At 74.7% G+C, this 14,283-nt stretch carries 12 protein-coding genes and 1 riboswitch; of the genes, 7 read left to right on the top strand and 5 right to left on the bottom strand.

Features of this window, described 5'->3' with window-relative positions; translation table 11 throughout:
* Positions 1 to 35: 35 nt before the first annotated feature.
* Positions 36 to 195: riboswitch (cyclic di-AMP (ydaO/yuaA leader) on the top strand.
* Between the two features lie 3 nt (positions 196 to 198).
* A complete protein-coding gene (locus tag FHX36_RS01460) occupies positions 199 to 807 on the top strand; it encodes a LysM peptidoglycan-binding domain-containing protein (protein WP_110550564.1) in 609 nt (202 codons plus the stop codon).
* A gap of 44 nt (positions 808 to 851) precedes the next feature.
* Here FHX36_RS01460 and FHX36_RS01455 read toward each other — a convergent pair whose 3' ends face one another.
* The 3 genes from FHX36_RS01455 to FHX36_RS01445 form a co-directional block, all read right to left on the bottom strand.
* Entirely contained in the window at positions 852 to 2,063 is a 1,212-nt protein-coding gene (locus FHX36_RS01455) for an ABC transporter permease (protein WP_110550563.1), read from the bottom strand.
* A 73-nt stretch (positions 2,064 to 2,136) separates the two neighbouring features.
* Positions 2,137 to 2,865, bottom strand: coding sequence for an ABC transporter ATP-binding protein (locus FHX36_RS01450; RefSeq protein ID WP_110550562.1), 729 nt, complete (start codon positions 2,863 to 2,865; stop codon positions 2,137 to 2,139).
* Positions 2,862 to 3,893: an efflux RND transporter periplasmic adaptor subunit gene (locus FHX36_RS01445; protein WP_110550561.1), complete on the bottom strand. Its 1,032-nt coding sequence runs from the start codon at positions 3,891 to 3,893 to the stop codon at positions 2,862 to 2,864. Before FHX36_RS01445 ends, FHX36_RS01450 begins: the two co-directional genes overlap by 4 nt.
* Positions 3,894 to 4,118: 225 nt before the next feature.
* On the opposite strand from FHX36_RS01445, the gene treZ reads away from it, so the two are divergent.
* From treZ to FHX36_RS01420, 5 genes are all read left to right on the top strand, one after another.
* The gene (gene treZ, locus FHX36_RS01440) at positions 4,119 to 5,873 is read left to right on the top strand and encodes a malto-oligosyltrehalose trehalohydrolase (RefSeq protein WP_110550560.1); all 1,755 of its coding nucleotides are present in this window, start codon (positions 4,119 to 4,121) and stop codon (positions 5,871 to 5,873) included.
* A gap of 2 nt (positions 5,874 to 5,875) precedes the next feature.
* Positions 5,876 to 6,589 carry a dihydrofolate reductase family protein gene (locus tag FHX36_RS01435; protein ID WP_258372562.1) on the top strand — a complete coding sequence of 238 codons (714 nt, stop codon included), beginning with the start codon at positions 5,876 to 5,878 and terminating at the stop codon, positions 6,587 to 6,589.
* Positions 6,590 to 6,719: 130 nt separating this feature from the next.
* Complete coding sequence (locus tag FHX36_RS01430; RefSeq protein ID WP_110550558.1) at positions 6,720 to 7,793, top strand: ATP-dependent DNA ligase; 1,074 nt, start codon at positions 6,720 to 6,722, stop codon at positions 7,791 to 7,793.
* An 86-nt stretch (positions 7,794 to 7,879) separates the two neighbouring features.
* On the top strand, positions 7,880 to 9,442 hold the full coding sequence (locus FHX36_RS01425; RefSeq protein WP_110550585.1) for an alpha/beta hydrolase: 1,563 nt from the start codon (positions 7,880 to 7,882) through the stop codon (positions 9,440 to 9,442).
* 17 nt (positions 9,443 to 9,459) lie between these two features.
* Entirely contained in the window at positions 9,460 to 10,527 is a 1,068-nt protein-coding gene (locus FHX36_RS01420) for a DNA polymerase domain-containing protein (protein WP_110550557.1), read from the top strand.
* Positions 10,528 to 10,563: 36 nt separating this feature from the next.
* On the opposite strand, the gene FHX36_RS01415 is transcribed toward FHX36_RS01420, so the two are convergent.
* Positions 10,564 to 11,955 (bottom strand): serine hydrolase domain-containing protein, encoded by a 1,392-nt coding sequence (locus FHX36_RS01415; protein ID WP_146251495.1) that lies wholly within the window; start codon positions 11,953 to 11,955, stop codon positions 10,564 to 10,566.
* Positions 11,956 to 12,041: 86 nt separating this feature from the next.
* Between FHX36_RS01415 and FHX36_RS01410 the strand changes: the two genes are divergently transcribed.
* On the top strand, positions 12,042 to 12,680 hold the full coding sequence (locus FHX36_RS01410; RefSeq protein ID WP_110550555.1) for a TetR/AcrR family transcriptional regulator: 639 nt from the start codon (positions 12,042 to 12,044) through the stop codon (positions 12,678 to 12,680).
* A 16-nt stretch (positions 12,681 to 12,696) separates the two neighbouring features.
* Here FHX36_RS01410 and FHX36_RS01405 read toward each other — a convergent pair whose 3' ends face one another.
* Positions 12,697 to 14,283 carry an FAD-dependent monooxygenase gene (locus tag FHX36_RS01405; RefSeq protein ID WP_110550554.1) on the bottom strand — a complete coding sequence of 529 codons (1,587 nt, stop codon included), beginning with the start codon at positions 14,281 to 14,283 and terminating at the stop codon, positions 12,697 to 12,699.

Raw genomic sequence — 14,283 nt, 5'->3', positions numbered from 1 at the left:
AGGCACCGGACCGCCCAACCCCGTCCGCCGGTCGCCTGACTCCCGAGTCGAACCAGGACGGGGGCGGGGGAACCACTTCTCCGACGCGTCCGCGCGTCTCGGGGTGAAGCCGCGCCGTGCGCTCCACGCACGGCGGGCCGGGCACGATCAGCCCGAACCCGACAGCTCACCTCGCCGGCGGTGATCGGAGGATCACCCATGTCCGAGCACACCTCGATGACGCGCGCCCGCACCCTGCTGCGCGGCGGCGCCGTCACCCTCGGCGCAGCCGCCGTCGGCATCAGCGTCCTCGCCGCACCGGCGTCGGCCGCGGAGCACGACTGGAGCGGCGTCGCCCAGTGCGAGTCCGGTGGCAACTGGAGCATCAACACCGGCAACGGCTACTACGGCGGGCTGCAGTTCAGCTCGTCGACCTGGTTGGGCTTCGGCGGCGGCGCGTACGCGCCGCGGGCCGACCTGGCCACACCGGCCCAGCAGATCGAGATCGCCGAGGCGGTCCTGGTCGGCCAGGGCATCGGTGCCTGGCCGACCTGCGGCAAGTACCTGACCGGGGGCAGCACGCCCGCGGCGTCCGCACCGGCCGCCGCGGCACCGGCACCGGCACCGGCTCCCGCACCCGCTCCGGCGGCCGCGGCACCGGCGTCGTCGGGCCAGTCGTCCGGCGGCACGTACACCGTCCGCCGCGGCGACACCCTCGCCAAGATCGCCAAGGCCCACGGCATGACCTGGCGTGAGCTGTACGCGCAGAACCGGTCGACGGTGAAGAACCCGAACACGATCTACGTCGGGCAGCGCCTGGCGCTGTGACGCACTGAGCGAGCGGCCGGGGACGTCCTCCCCGGCCGCTCCGCTCAGAACCGGATCGCGTCGATGACCTTGACCCGGACGGCGATCAGCGCCGGCACCAGCCCGGCGAGCGCACCGACCGCGGTCGCCGCGATCAGCCCCTCCACCGCCGCGGACACCGGGAAGCCCGGGGCGTCGACCAGCGGGATCCCGCCGGCCAGCCACCGCTCCAGCGGCAGGTTCCGCACCACCGCCACCGACAGCGCGACCGCCGCCAGGCCGGCCAGCGCCGTCGCGACGACGCTCTCCAGCACCACCGCGGAGAACACCCGCGCCGACGTCGCCCCGAACGAGCGCCGGACGCCGATCTCCCGGATCCGCTGGCGCACCGTGACCAGGCCGATGTTCAGCACGCCGAGCCCGCCGAGGGCCAGCACCACCAGCCCGGCCGCTCGCACCGCCATCCGCAGCTTGGCGATGGTGCTCTCCAGGTTCTCCGGGTCGGCCCGGAAGGCCTGCACCTCCGCGCCGGGCAGCAGCCGGGCCAGGTCGGTCTGCACCGCCTCGGTGACCGCGTCGGCCTGCGCCGAGGGCACCCACAGCTCGAGGCTGGGCGGTGACCAGTACCCCGCCGAGCCGGTCGCCGCGGCGCCGTCCCCGGCCGACTCGTCGATCCGGTAGGCGGTCGGGTAGCCGGAGTTCCACCTCGCCACCCCGACGATGGTGGCCAGCACCGGCTGCGGCCCGCCGATCACCACGGTCGGCCGGCTGCTCAGGTCGGCCACGCCGAGCATGCCGAGGAAGTCCTCGTTCACCACCAGCGCCGGCGACATGCTCTCCCGGTCGCCGGCCCGGAACCAGCGCCCCTCGACCGGCTGGATCCGGTGCAGCGGCCCGTAGGAGGGCGAGACGCGGATGGTGTCGATCGTCTGGGTGCCGCCGGGCATCCGGTACAGCGCCTGGCCGTAGGCCGTGGTGGCGACCGCCTCCGCCGGCATGCCGTACCGGGCGACCAGTGCGTCCACCCCCGCCTCCCACTCGGCCTGGGGCAGGGTGCCGGTCATCGGGTCGTAGGCCTGCACCGAGATCGTCGCGGTGCGGCCGCCGCTGGCCTCGGCCTGCTCCTGCTGCACCTGGGCGGCCATCTCCCCCAGCGCGGTCACCGTCGTCATCGCCAGCACGGCGAGGAACACCCCGACCAGCGAGAGCAGCACCCGGGCCTTGTGCACCCGGACCTCGCCCCAGGCCTCGGTCACGCTGCCCAGCAGGCCGATCACAGCCCCTCCTCGCTGGCGCTCGTCGGGACCGTGCTCGCCGATGCCCTGCCCCCGTGTGCCCTCGCGAGCTCGGTCACGTGTCGGTCCGGTCGCTCGTCGCCGCCGCCAGCGCGCTGCCCGCGGCCACCGGGGTGAGCCGGCCGGCGTCCAGCCGGAACCGCCGGCCGGCCAGCGCGGCCACCGACAGGTCGTGGGTGATGGTGATCAGGGCGGCACCGCTCTCCGCGGTCACCTCGGCCAGCAGCGCCATCACCGACGCGCCGGTCTCGACGTCCAGCGCGCCGGTGGGCTCGTCGGCCAGCACCACCCGCGGGCGGCGGACCAGGGCACGGGCGATCGCCACCCGCTGCTGCTCACCGCCGGAGAGCCGCTCGGGCACCTGCTGGGCGCGCGCCCCCAGGCCCACCCGGTCGAGCATCACCCGGGCCGCCCGGTTGCGGGTGAAGAACTCGCGGCCGCGGGCGTAGAGCAGCGGGGCGGCGACGTTCTCCTCCGCCGAGCGCCGGGGCAGCAGGTTGAACTGCTGGAAGACGAAGCCGAAGGTCTCCCCGCGCAGCCGCGAGCGCCGGCGCCCGCCGAGGCCGTCGGTCGGCTCGCCGTCCAGCAGGTAGGTGCCGGCGGTCGGGCTGTCGAGCAGGCCGAGCACGTTGAGCAGGGTCGACTTGCCCGACCCGGACCGGCCGACGATCGAGACGTGCTCGCCCGCCTCCACGCTGAGGTCGACGCCGGCGAGGACCGGCAGCAGGCTGCCGTCGGGGAGCCGGACGTCCCGGCCGATGCCCTCCAGCCCCAGCAGGCTCACCCGTACGGCCCGCCCATCCCGGCCGGGCCGGCGGCGGAGTCGTCGGGCACCGGCACGAACTGCAGCACCGGCTCGCCCTCGGTGAGCCCGCCGGTGATCTCCACCTGCTCGCCGTCGGTGAGCCCGAGGGTCACCGGCCGCTCCTCGGGGGTGCCGTCCGCGCCGGGCACCCAGACCCGGCCGGTCTGCACCGAGCCCTGCACCGCGGTCACCGGCACCACCAGCACGTCGGTGGCCTCGCCGGCCTGGATCGCCACGGTGGCGGCCATCCCGGAGAAGACGGTGGTGCCGGCCGGGACGGCGCAGCGGGCGGTCGTGGTCGCGCTGATCGGCGCACCGGTCATCGGGTCGGTGCCCGCGCTGCCGGCGTCCGCCTGGCCCTCCGGCACGCCGAGCGTGAGGCCGGTGCAGGTGAACGGCGCCGGCCCGCCGGTGACGGTGACCTGCGCGGTGCTCGGCGGGCTCAGCAGCCGGAACTGCTCGGCCTGGGTGAGCGGCGCGGTGACCGACAGCGTGCCGGCGGACACGGTGCCCACCTTGTCGCCGACGGCGACGACCTGGTCCTTGAGCACGTCGAGGGTGGCGAGCCGGCCGGCGACCGGGGCGGTCACGGTGACGACCTTGACCAGCGGGTCGCGCGGCGTCGACGTCGGGTTGCCCTCGGCGTCCTTGCCGACGACCGGCGGGCGCTCCTCCTCGTACCGGACGTCGAGCAGCTTGTCGCCCGCGGCGACCGTGGCCCCGGCGGCGACGTGCAGCCGGCTGACCGTCCCGGCCGCGGTGGCCTTGACCAGCACGGCGGTGTCGGCGACGACGGAGCCCTGCACGGAGACGGTGTTGGTCACCGTGCCGCGGGCGACCGGGATCTCCGGCGAGCCGAGGTCGACGCCGGGCGCGCCGGTGGCCCCGGCCGGGTCGACCGACCCCCCGGTGCCGCCCCGGAAGGCGAGGACGACGAGCGCGACGGCGATCACGGCCCAGATGACCAACCTCAGCACCGGGAACACCCAGGTCCGGACCACGCTCATGGCACTTCTCCTCGTCGGCGGAACGGAAGCGACAGGAACGTAGCGGCGCCGAGGTGCCGCTGTGGTCATCCTGGCGGCGGAAACGCCGAAGACGCAGGTCATCCCCCGGGTGGACGCCGGTCGTGGCCGGCTGTGCGGGCCTCGCGGCGCGGCACGGTTGACCCGCGGGTGCGCGGGCATGATCAGCGGACCCGCGCACCGCACCACGCCACTGGAGGACCCCGCATGTCCGAGCCCGTCGACTTCTCCGTCTGGGCGCCGCTGCCCGAGCGGGTCCGCCTGCAGGTCGACGGCGAGGTCCACGAGATGCAGCGGGACGACGCCGGCTGGTGGCGCGCCTCCGTCCCGGCGTCCGCCGAGGCCGACTACGGCTTCCTGCTCGACGACACGGAGACCCCGCGCCCGGACCCGCGCTCCCGCCGGCAGCCCGACGGCGTGCACGGGTTGTCCCGCCGCTTCGACCCGGCCGCCCACGGCTGGGGCGACGGCGCGTGGACCGGGCGCCCGCTGGCCGGCGGCGTCGTCTACGAGCTGCACGTCGGCACGTTCACCCCCGAGGGCACCTTCGACGCCGCGATCGGCCGGCTGGAGCACCTGGTCTCCCTGGGCGTCGACTTCGTCGAGCTGCTGCCGGTCAACGCCTTCAACGGCACGCACAACTGGGGCTACGACGGCGTGGCCTGGTACGCGGTGCAGGAGACCTACGGTGGGCCGGCCGGCTACCAGCGCTTCGTCGACGCCTGCCACCAGCGCGGGCTCGGCGTCATCCAGGACGTCGTCTACAACCACCTGGGCCCGTCGGGGAACTACCTCCCGGAGTTCTTCCCGGTCTTCGCCGAGGGCGGGGCGAACACCTGGGGCAACTCGGTCAACCTCTCCGGCCCGGACTCCGACGAGGTGCGCCGCTACATCATCGACAACGCGCTGATGTGGCTGCGCGACATGCACGCCGACGGCCTGCGGCTGGACGCCGTGCACGCGCTCGTCGACGAGCGGGCCACCCACGTGCTCGAGGAGATGGCCGTGGAGGTGGAGAAGCTCTCCGTCGCCGAGGGCCGCCCGCTCACGCTCATCGCCGAGAGCGACCTCAACGACCCGCGGCTGGTCACCCCGCGGGTGGCCGGCGGCACCGGGCTGGACGCGCAGTGGAGCGACGACTTCCACCACTCGCTGCACACCCAGCTGACCGGCGAGGGGCAGGGCTACTACGCCGACTTCGAGGCGGCCGGCCTCGGCGGGCTGGCCAAGGTGCTCACCGGCGCCTACTTCCACGCCGGCGACTGGTCCAGCTTCCGCAAGCGGCACCACGGCCGGCCGGTCGACACCGCCGCGCTGCCGGGCTGGAAGTTCCTGGCCTACCTGCAGGACCACGACCAGATCGGCAACCGCGCGGTCGGCGACCGGATCTCCGCGTCCGTCTCCCCCGGGCTGCTCGGCGTCGGCGCGACCCTGGTGCTGACCAGCCCGTTCACCCCGATGCTGTTCATGGGCGAGGAGTGGGGCGCGTCCACCCCGTGGCAGTTCTTCACCAGCCACCCGGAGCCCGAGCTCGGCCGGGCCACCGCCGAGGGCCGCATCGGTGAGTTCGCCGAGCACGGCTGGGACGCCGACGTCGTCCCCGACCCGCAGGACCCGGAGACCTTCACCCGGTCCAAGCTGGACTGGTCGGAGCTCACCACCGAGCCGCACGCGCACGTGCTCGCGGTGCACCGGGCGCTGCTCGCGCTGCGCCGCGCGCAGCCCGAGCTGGTCGACCCGGACCTGTCCGGGGTCGCGGTCAGCTGGGACGACGACGAGCGCTGGCTGGTCGTGCACCGCGGCTCGCTGCGGGTGGTGGCCAACCTGGCCGAGCAGCCGCGCGAGATCGACCTCGACGTGCCGGCCACCGGGGTGCTGTTCAGCACCGGCGACGCACCGCGGCTCGACGGCGCGACGGTGACCCTGCCGGCCGAGAGCGCCGCCGTGGTCAGCACCCGCTGACCGTGCTCCCGCTCCCCCGGGACCCCGCCGGTCTGGCCGACGCCTACCGCGTCGCGCCGGGCCGGCACCTGCGGGTCAACTTCGTCGCCTCGCTGGACGGCGCGATCAGCGTCGAGGGCCGCAGCGGCGGGCTCGGCTCCCCCGGTGACCGCCGGGTGTTCCGGGTGCTGCGGGCGCTGGCCGACGCCGTCCTGGTCGGCGCGGGGACGGCGGCGGCCGAGGGGTACCGGCCGGTGCTGGCCGACTCGGAGGTCGGGCGGTTGCGCACCGTGCTGGACCGGCCGGCGACGATGCCGGTGGTCGTGGTCTCCCGGCGGGCGTCGCTGTCGCCGGACCACCAACTCGTCACCGGCGCCGTCACCCCGACGCTGCTGGTGACCTGCGGCGCGTCCGACGCCGACCGCCGGGCAGCGCTCGGCGCCGCCGGGGTGGAGGTGCTGGTGTGCGGGGACGACGAGGTCGACCTGGTCGCCGCGTGCGACGAGCTCGCCGACCGCGGCCACCAGCAGGTGCTGTGCGAGGGCGGGCCGGCGCTGTTCCAGGCCGCGCTGGCCGCCGGGCTGGTCGACGAGCTGGACCTGACGATCGCCCCGCTGCTGGTCGGCGGGGGCCCGGCCCTGCTGCCGCACGGACTGCCCACCCCGGCCGCCGCGCAGCTGACGCAGCTGCTCGAGGAGGACAGCGTCCTCTTCACCCGCTACGCGCTCCGCTCCTGAGAGCCGCCGCGCGCGCCGACGATCATGGCGCGAGGACGACGACCCGCCCGCAGTCGTCGGGGTGTCGCCGCTCCTGCTCCATGATCGTCGAGGGCGAGCACGGGGACCGCCCGGCTGCTTGACTACGGCCATGGACCTGCCCGTGAACCCCCCGGTCAAGCCGATGCTCGCCAAGCCCGCCGCGGCGCTGCCCACCGGCGAGGGCTGGTTCTACGAGCCCAAGTGGGACGGGTTCCGCTGCATCGTCTTCCGGGACGGCGACGAGGTCGAGCTGGGCAGCCGCAACGAGCGCCCGCTGACCCGCTACTTCCCCGACGTGGCCGAGGCGGTCCGGGCCCACCTGCCCGAGCGGTGCGTCGTCGACGGGGAGATCGTCGTCCCCCGCGGCGACCGGCTGGACTTCGGTTTCCTGCTGCAGCGGATCCACCCGGCGGCGTCCCGGGTGGCCAAGCTGGCCGCCGAGACCCCGGCGTCCTTCGTCGCCTTCGACCTGCTGGCCCTCGGCGACGAGTCGCTGCTGGACACCCCCTACGCCGAACGCCAGGCGCGGCTGCGCGAGGCGCTGGCCGGGGTGCAGGCGCCGGTGTACGTCTCCACGGTCACCGAGGACGCCGAGGTGGGCCGGCGCTGGTTCGACCAGTTCGAGGGCGCCGGGCTGGACGGCGTCATCGCCAAGCGCGGCGACCAGGCCTACGCCCCCGACCAGCGGCTGATGACCAAGGTCAAGCACGTCCGGACGGCGGACTGCGTGGTCGCCGGGTTCCGCTGGCACAAGAGCGGCCCGGTCGTCGGCTCGCTGCTGCTCGGGCTCTACGACGGCACCGGCTCGCTGCAGCACATCGGCGTCGCGGCGTCCTTCCCGATGAAGCGCCGGGCCGAGCTGGTCGAGGAGCTGGCGCCGTACCGCGCCGAGGCCCTCGACGGCCACCCCTGGCAGGACTGGGCCAACGCGCAGACCGGTGAGGACGGCGAGCACCGGATGCCCGGGGCGACCAGCCGCTGGAACGCCGGCAAGGACCTCTCCTGGGTGCCGCTGCGCCCGGAGCTGGTGGTGGAGATCCGCTACGACCAGCTCGAGGGCAGCCGGCTGCGGCACACCGGCCAGTTCCAGCGGTGGCGCACCGACCGGGACGCCCGGTCCTGCACCTACGACCAGCTGGAGGTGCCGGTGAGGTACGACCTGGCGGAGGTGCTCGGCGGCTGAGACCGTGGGGTTCCCGACTCGGCTGAGCCGTTCCTCACGCCCCCGCGGGCTGCCGCGCACCGCCGACCCACCTACTCTGGATGATCATGACTGCGCACCGCCGTCTGGCCGCCTCCGCCAGCGCCCTCCTCGCCCTCGCCCTCGCCCTCGCCGGCTGCACGTCGTCGGGCGACGACGACGAGGCGGCGTCCAGCAGCTCGGCCCCCGCCAGCTCGGCCGCTCCGGAGGCCGAGCCGATCGAGTGGGACGACTGCAGCACCGACATCGACCCGATCATCGCCGGGCGCCCCGGTTCCGACCGCGACCTCTCCTTCGAGTGCGGGACGACGTCGGTGCCGGTGAGCTACGACGACCCCGACGGCGGCACGCTGCAGCTGTTCCTGGTCAAGGCGACGCTGGCCGGGCAGGCCAACCGGATCGGCTCGCTGGTGGTCAACCCCGGCGGCCCGGGCCAGTCGGCCACCGACGCGGCGATCCAGTCGGCGCTGACCCTGCCGCCGGACGTGCTGGGGCGCTTCGACATCGTCGGCGTCGACCCGCGCGGGGTCGGCCTGTCCACGCCGGTGGAGTGCATCTCCGACGAGCAGAAGGACGAGCTGTTCGCCGCCGACCCGCGCGCCACCGACGCGGCCGCCCTGGAGGCCTCCTTCGGGCGGGTCGACGAGGTGGCCGAGGCCTGCGCGGAGAAGTACAAGGCGGCGCTGGGTGCCTTCGACACCGTCGACAGCGCTCGGGACATGGACCTGGTGCGGCAGGCCCTCGGCGACGAGCAGCTGACCTACCTCGGCTACTCCTACGGCACCACGCTGGGCTCCACCTACGCCGAGCTGTTCCCCGAGAACGTGCGGGCGCTCGTGCTCGACGGCGCCGTCGACCCCGACGCCGGCCAGCAGGAGTCGGCCGAGGCGCAGGCGCAGGGGTTCGAGGCCGCGTTCGAGAACTTCGCGCAGAACTGCACCGGGCTGATCAGCGGTTGCCCGCTGGGCCCGGACCCGCGGTCCTACGTCAACGACGTGCTCGCCCAGTCGGCCGCCACCCCGATCCCGAGCAGCCGGCAGGGCGAGACCCGCCAGGCGACGCCCGGGCTGGTGCTCAACGCGGTGCGCTCGGCCCTCTACCAGCCCACCGCCTGGCCGCAGCTGGCCCAGTCGCTCACCAACGCCCGCAACGGCGACGCCGCCGGCATCCTCACCCTGGCCGACACCTACACCGGCCGGAACGACGACGGCACCTACAGCAACGTCGTGGACGCCAACGTGGCGGTGAACTGCGCGGACACCGACGAGGAGTTCACCCGGGCGCAGGTCAGCGGGCTGATCGCGGACTGGAACGCGAAGTACCCGCTGTTCGGCGCCGACGCCGCGCTGGGCCTCTACACCTGCTCCGCCTGGGACGCCCCGCGCACCCCGCTGCCCGAGCGGGACGCCGAGGGCAGCGCGCCGATCCTGGTGATCGGCACGCAGGGCGACCCGGTGACGCCGCTGCCCGGCGCGGTGGACATGGCCGAGGACCTCGTGAGCGGGGTGCTGCTCACCTGGCAGGGCTACGGGCACACTGCCTACCCCAAGACCGACTGCGTGACGGCGGCCGTGAACGCGTACCTGATCGACCTGACCGCACCCCAAGACGGGCTGACCTGCCCGGCCTGACCCGAAGGAGCCCCGAGATGGCCAGCAGCAAGGACGCCGTGGTGCTGGACGTCGACGGGCACGAGGTGCGGGTGAGCAGCCCGGAGAAGCCGTACTTCGGGGACAAGGGCATCCGGAAGATCGACGTCGTCGAGTACTTCGTCGCCGTCGGCGAGGGCATCCTCTTCGCGCTGCGGGACCGGCCGACCACGCTGGAGCGCTGGCCCGGCGGGGTGTTCGAGGGCGCCCGGCTCTCCACCCGGATGGACAACACCGGCGACGCGTTCTACCAGAAGCGGGTCCCCAAGAACGCCCCCGAGTGGGTGCCGACGGCGCACATCACCTTCCCCAGCGGGCGGACGGCCGACGAGATCGCGCCGGACTCGGTCGCCGTCGTCGCGTGGTGCGCGAACCTGGGCACGCTGACGTTCCACCCGTGGCCGGTCTCCAAGGGCGACGTCGAGTCCCCGGACCAGATCCGGATCGACCTCGACCCCCAGCCCGGCACCGACTTCTCCGACGCCGTCTGGGTCGCGCCGCACGTCCGCGAGCTGCTGCACGAGTTCGGCATGGAGGGCTGGCCGAAGACCTCCGGCGGCCGCGGGGTGCACGTCTACGTGCCCATCCAGCCGCGCTGGACCTTCCCGGAGGTCCGCCGCGCCGTCATCGCCTTCGGCCGAGAGCTGGAGCGGCGCATCCCCGACCGCGTGACGATGAACTGGTGGAAGGAGGAGCGCGGCGAGAAGATCTTCATCGACTACAACCAGATGGCCAGGGACCGGACGATCGCCAGCGCCTACTCCATCCGGGCGAAGCCCCACGCGCCGGTCTCCGCCCCGCTCGACTGGGACGAGCTGCCCGACGTCACGCCGTTCGACTTCGACGTGCTCACCATGCCGGCGCGGTTCCGGGAGGTGGGCGACAAGCACGCCGGGCTGGCCGACCACGCCTTCGACATCACCCCACTGGTCGAGCTGGCCGACAAGCAGGAGCGCGACCTCGGGCTGGGCGAGATGCCCTATCCGCCGGACTACCCCAAGATGCCCGGCGAGCCGATGCGCGTGCAACCCAGCCGCGCGAAGAAGGTCCCGGCCGCGGAGGCCTGAGCGCCGGCCCGCCCGCCGGGGACGGGCCGGCCTGCGTCAGCCGATGCGCCGGTGCGCCCGGGCGCCGTAGTGCAGGTGGCTGGGCCGGCCCCCGGCGTCCTCGGGGTCGAAGAAGACCGCCAGCAGGTCCGCGTCGGCGACCGGCAGCTTCAGCAGGAACGAGTCGTCCCGGGCCACCGGCCGCAGCGGCAGGTCGACCATCGGCGGCCAGCCCTGGCTCTCGGCGACCGCGTGCGTCGGGGTCACCGTCGCCAGCAGCCGGCCGTCGTCGTCCGCCCGGACCTGGAAGGTGAGGCCTTCCCGCTCGTAGGTGCCGGTGTACCGCGCCGGGTCGGCCACCGCCTCGTCGTCCAGGGCCGCCGGGTCCGGTCGCGGGCCGACGCCCAGGCGCTCGCCGAACAGCCAGCCCGCGAGCTCGCGGTACAGGTTCAGCGCGCTCTCGGTGTTGGTCTGCAGGCAGAAGCCGAAGCGCTCCTGCGGGGCCACCCGCATGAAGGCGTTCTGCCCGATCGAGTTGCCGTCGTGGCCGATGACGGCGACGTCGCCCCAGTGGTCGAGGATCCAGCCCAGCCCCCAGGCCTGCCCGAGCACCGAGTCGTCGACCAGGGCCACCTGCTGCTCGAGCATGCTCGCGGCGAGGCCGGCGTCCAGCAGCCGGGCGCCGTCGGGGGCCACCCCGCCGTCCAGGTGCAGCCGGACGAACCGCAGCACGTCACCGGCGCTGCAGACCACCGCGCTGCCCATCGGCCCGAACGCCCGCCACAGCGCCCAGGTCGGGCTGACCACCAGGCGGGCCGGGTCCTCGGGGTCGGGGACGTGGCCCACCGCCGTCGGGTGGACGATCGCCTCCTCGGCGAAGGAGACGGTGTGCGCCAGCCGCAGCGGGGTGGTGATCCGGTCGCGCAGCGCCTCCTCGAAGGTCGTGCCCAGCAGCACCTCCACGATGCGGCCCAGGATCGAGTAGCCGCTGTTGCTGTAGCTCCAGATCGTGCCGGGGGCGGCGATCTGCGGGAGGTCCGCGCAGCCGTCGACGTACCGCGCCAGGGCGTCGTCGCCCCGCCCGGTGTCGGTGAAGTGGTCGCCGTCGAAGCCGCTGGTGTGGCTGAGCAGGTCGCGGGCGGTGACGACGTCGCGGGCCCGCGGGTCCCGGACCTCGAAGCCCGGCAGGTAGCTGCGGACCGGCAGGTCCAGGTCGAGCAGCCCCTCGTCGACCAGCATCATCACCAGGGTCGCGGTGTAGAGCTTCCCGATCGAGCCGGGCAGGAACAGGGCGTCCGGCGTCGCGGGCCAGCCGGTGCGCAGGCTGAGCACCCCGGCCGCCACCTCGGTGATCTCGTCGCCGTCCACGACCGCGAGCTGGGCGCCCGGGACGCCGTGCCGGTGGACGAGTTCGGCGAGCTTCTCCTGGAGCATGTCGGCTGTCAGCAACGGGCTCTCCTCCCAGCGGGTGACCTACAGTGTAGGTAGCATGGACCTACACTGTAGGTACGGTCAACGGCGGATACGCTGCGCCGGTGCCGCCCCTCACCCGCGAGCGGATCCTGCGCACCGCCGTCGCGATGGCCGACCAGGACGGGCTGGACGCGGTGACCCTGCGGCGCATCGCCGCGGAGCTCGGCGTCCACGTCACCTCGCTGTACAACCACGTGCCCACCCGGGACGCCGTGACCGACGGCATCGTGGAGACCCTCCTGGAGGAGGCCGGGCTGCCGGCCGACGCGGTCGGCTGGGAGGAGTGGGTGCGCGCCTTCTTCACCGCGATGGGGACGCTCGCCGCCGCCCACCCCGGGGCCTACGCCGCCCTGCAGCGCCGCCCCGTCCAGGGGCCGCGCGCCGCGGCGTCCTTCGAGGTCGCGCTCGGCGCGTTCGCCGACGCCGGCCTCGGTGACCTGGACGCCTACAACGCGGTGAAGGCGACCGCCCTGACCGCGCTGGTGGTGGGCCTGGAGCGGAGCATGTCGACCCGGGGCCCGCTGCCCGCGACGGCGATCGAGGCGCTGCCGCGCGAGGGGTTCCCCCGCTTCCACGGCCTGCGCGACCTCGACGAGCCCGACGACCCCGAGGCCGCCTGGTCCTTCAGCCTCGAGACGCTGGTGGCCGGGCTGCGGGTGCAGGTCGACCGGCTGGCCGGCGCGGCCGGCCCGACCGGCTGAGCCACCGCACTGCCGGTCAGCACCGGGCGCGGCCGGTGGCGGTGGCGACGACCGCGTCGGCGTCCGGGCAGGCGTCCCCCACCCAGGCGACGAACTGGTCGGGGCGGACGAGCACGAGGTCGGCACCGTAGGCCTCCCGGACCTCGGCGGGGACGTCCACCACCCGCAGCGGGACCGACGCCCGCCCCGCCGCGGCCACGAGCTCGCCGCCCGCCGTCCCGGCGCGCAGCAGCACGAACCCACCGCCGGTCAGCTGGTCGAACAGGTCGACGTCGGTGCCCTCCGGTTGCGGCGCCAGGTGGTGGCCCGGGCGGGCGCGCACCTCGTGCCGGCCGCGGGCACCGGGACGGCCCGGACCGCCGCCGACGACGACCGGCGAGCCCTCGTAGTGCGGCTCGTAGGTGGCGACCTCGGCGGCAGCAGCCGGCGCGCGCGCCGCCCACGCGGCCTCGAAGGCCGCCGGGTCGGCGACGGGGTCGTAGGTGGCCAGGAACTCCCCGTCGACCTCGATGGAGCGGGCGATGAAGTCGTCCCTGGTCGAGGCGAAGACCGGCCGGCGTTCCGCGTCGTAGGAGTCCAGCAGCCCCGGCCCACCCCAGCCCTGCAGCGTGCCGGCGAGCTTCCAGGCGAGGTTCGCGGCGTCCTCGAACCCGGTGTTGATGCCGTAGCCGCCGTAGGGCGGGTGGCTGTGCGCCGCGTCGCCGGCCAGGAGCAGGCGGCCCTGCCGGTACCGGTCGGCGAGGCTGAACCGCATGTCCCAGAAGCCGACGTGCTCGACGTCGACGTCGAACTCCGCCCCGACCGCCGCCCACAGCAACGGCCGGAAGTCCGTCGAGCGGTCGTCGGTGCCCGGCGCCACCGGGGCGTGGAAGAACCACGTCCCGCCGGCGTCGACGCGGCCGAGGAACTGCCAGTACCCCGCCAGGTCGGGGTGCAGGACGTTGAAGAACGACGTGCCCGGGTGGCGGGCGACCAGGTCCTCCAACCGGCTGGACCGGAACACCAGCAGGACCATGAGCTGCTCGTGGTCGGTCCCGTGCTGGGTGATGCCGGCCGCCTCGCGGACCACGGAGCGGCTGCCGTCGCAGCCCACCGCGTACTCGGCGTCGACCTCCAGCACCTCACCGGCGGCGTCCCGGGCGCGGACCCGGACACCGGCGTCGTCCTGCTGCACGTCCTCCACCCGCCAGCCGTGGTGCACCGCGACCTCCGGCAGCTCGGCGACCCGCTCGCGCAGCGCCCGCTCGGTGGCGTACTGCGGGAGGCGCTCGTTGTCGGTCGCGTAGAACCGGCGGACGGCGCTGCGGCGCAACCACTCGTGGGTGTGCTCCCCGAGCAGCGTGCCGTAGGCGGTGAGGCCCCGCGAGCCGTGCTCGACCGGGATGGTCCGGCCGGCACGGACGCGGTCCTCCACGCCCCAGGCGCGCATCAGCTCCATCGTGCGCTGGGTCAGGTTCTGCCCCTTGGGCACGGGCTGCGGCTCGGCCCGGCGCTCCACCACGGCGCAGCGGACGCCCAGCTGGCCGAGCCCGATGGCCAGCCCCGTCCCCACCGGCCCGCCGCCCACGACGACGACCTGGGACCGGACCTGCCCGCCGGTCAC

Source organism: Modestobacter versicolor (assembly GCF_014195485.1).
Classification (GTDB): domain Bacteria; phylum Actinomycetota; class Actinomycetes; order Mycobacteriales; family Geodermatophilaceae; genus Modestobacter; species Modestobacter versicolor.
This window is presented reverse-complemented; position numbering and strand designations above follow the sequence as displayed.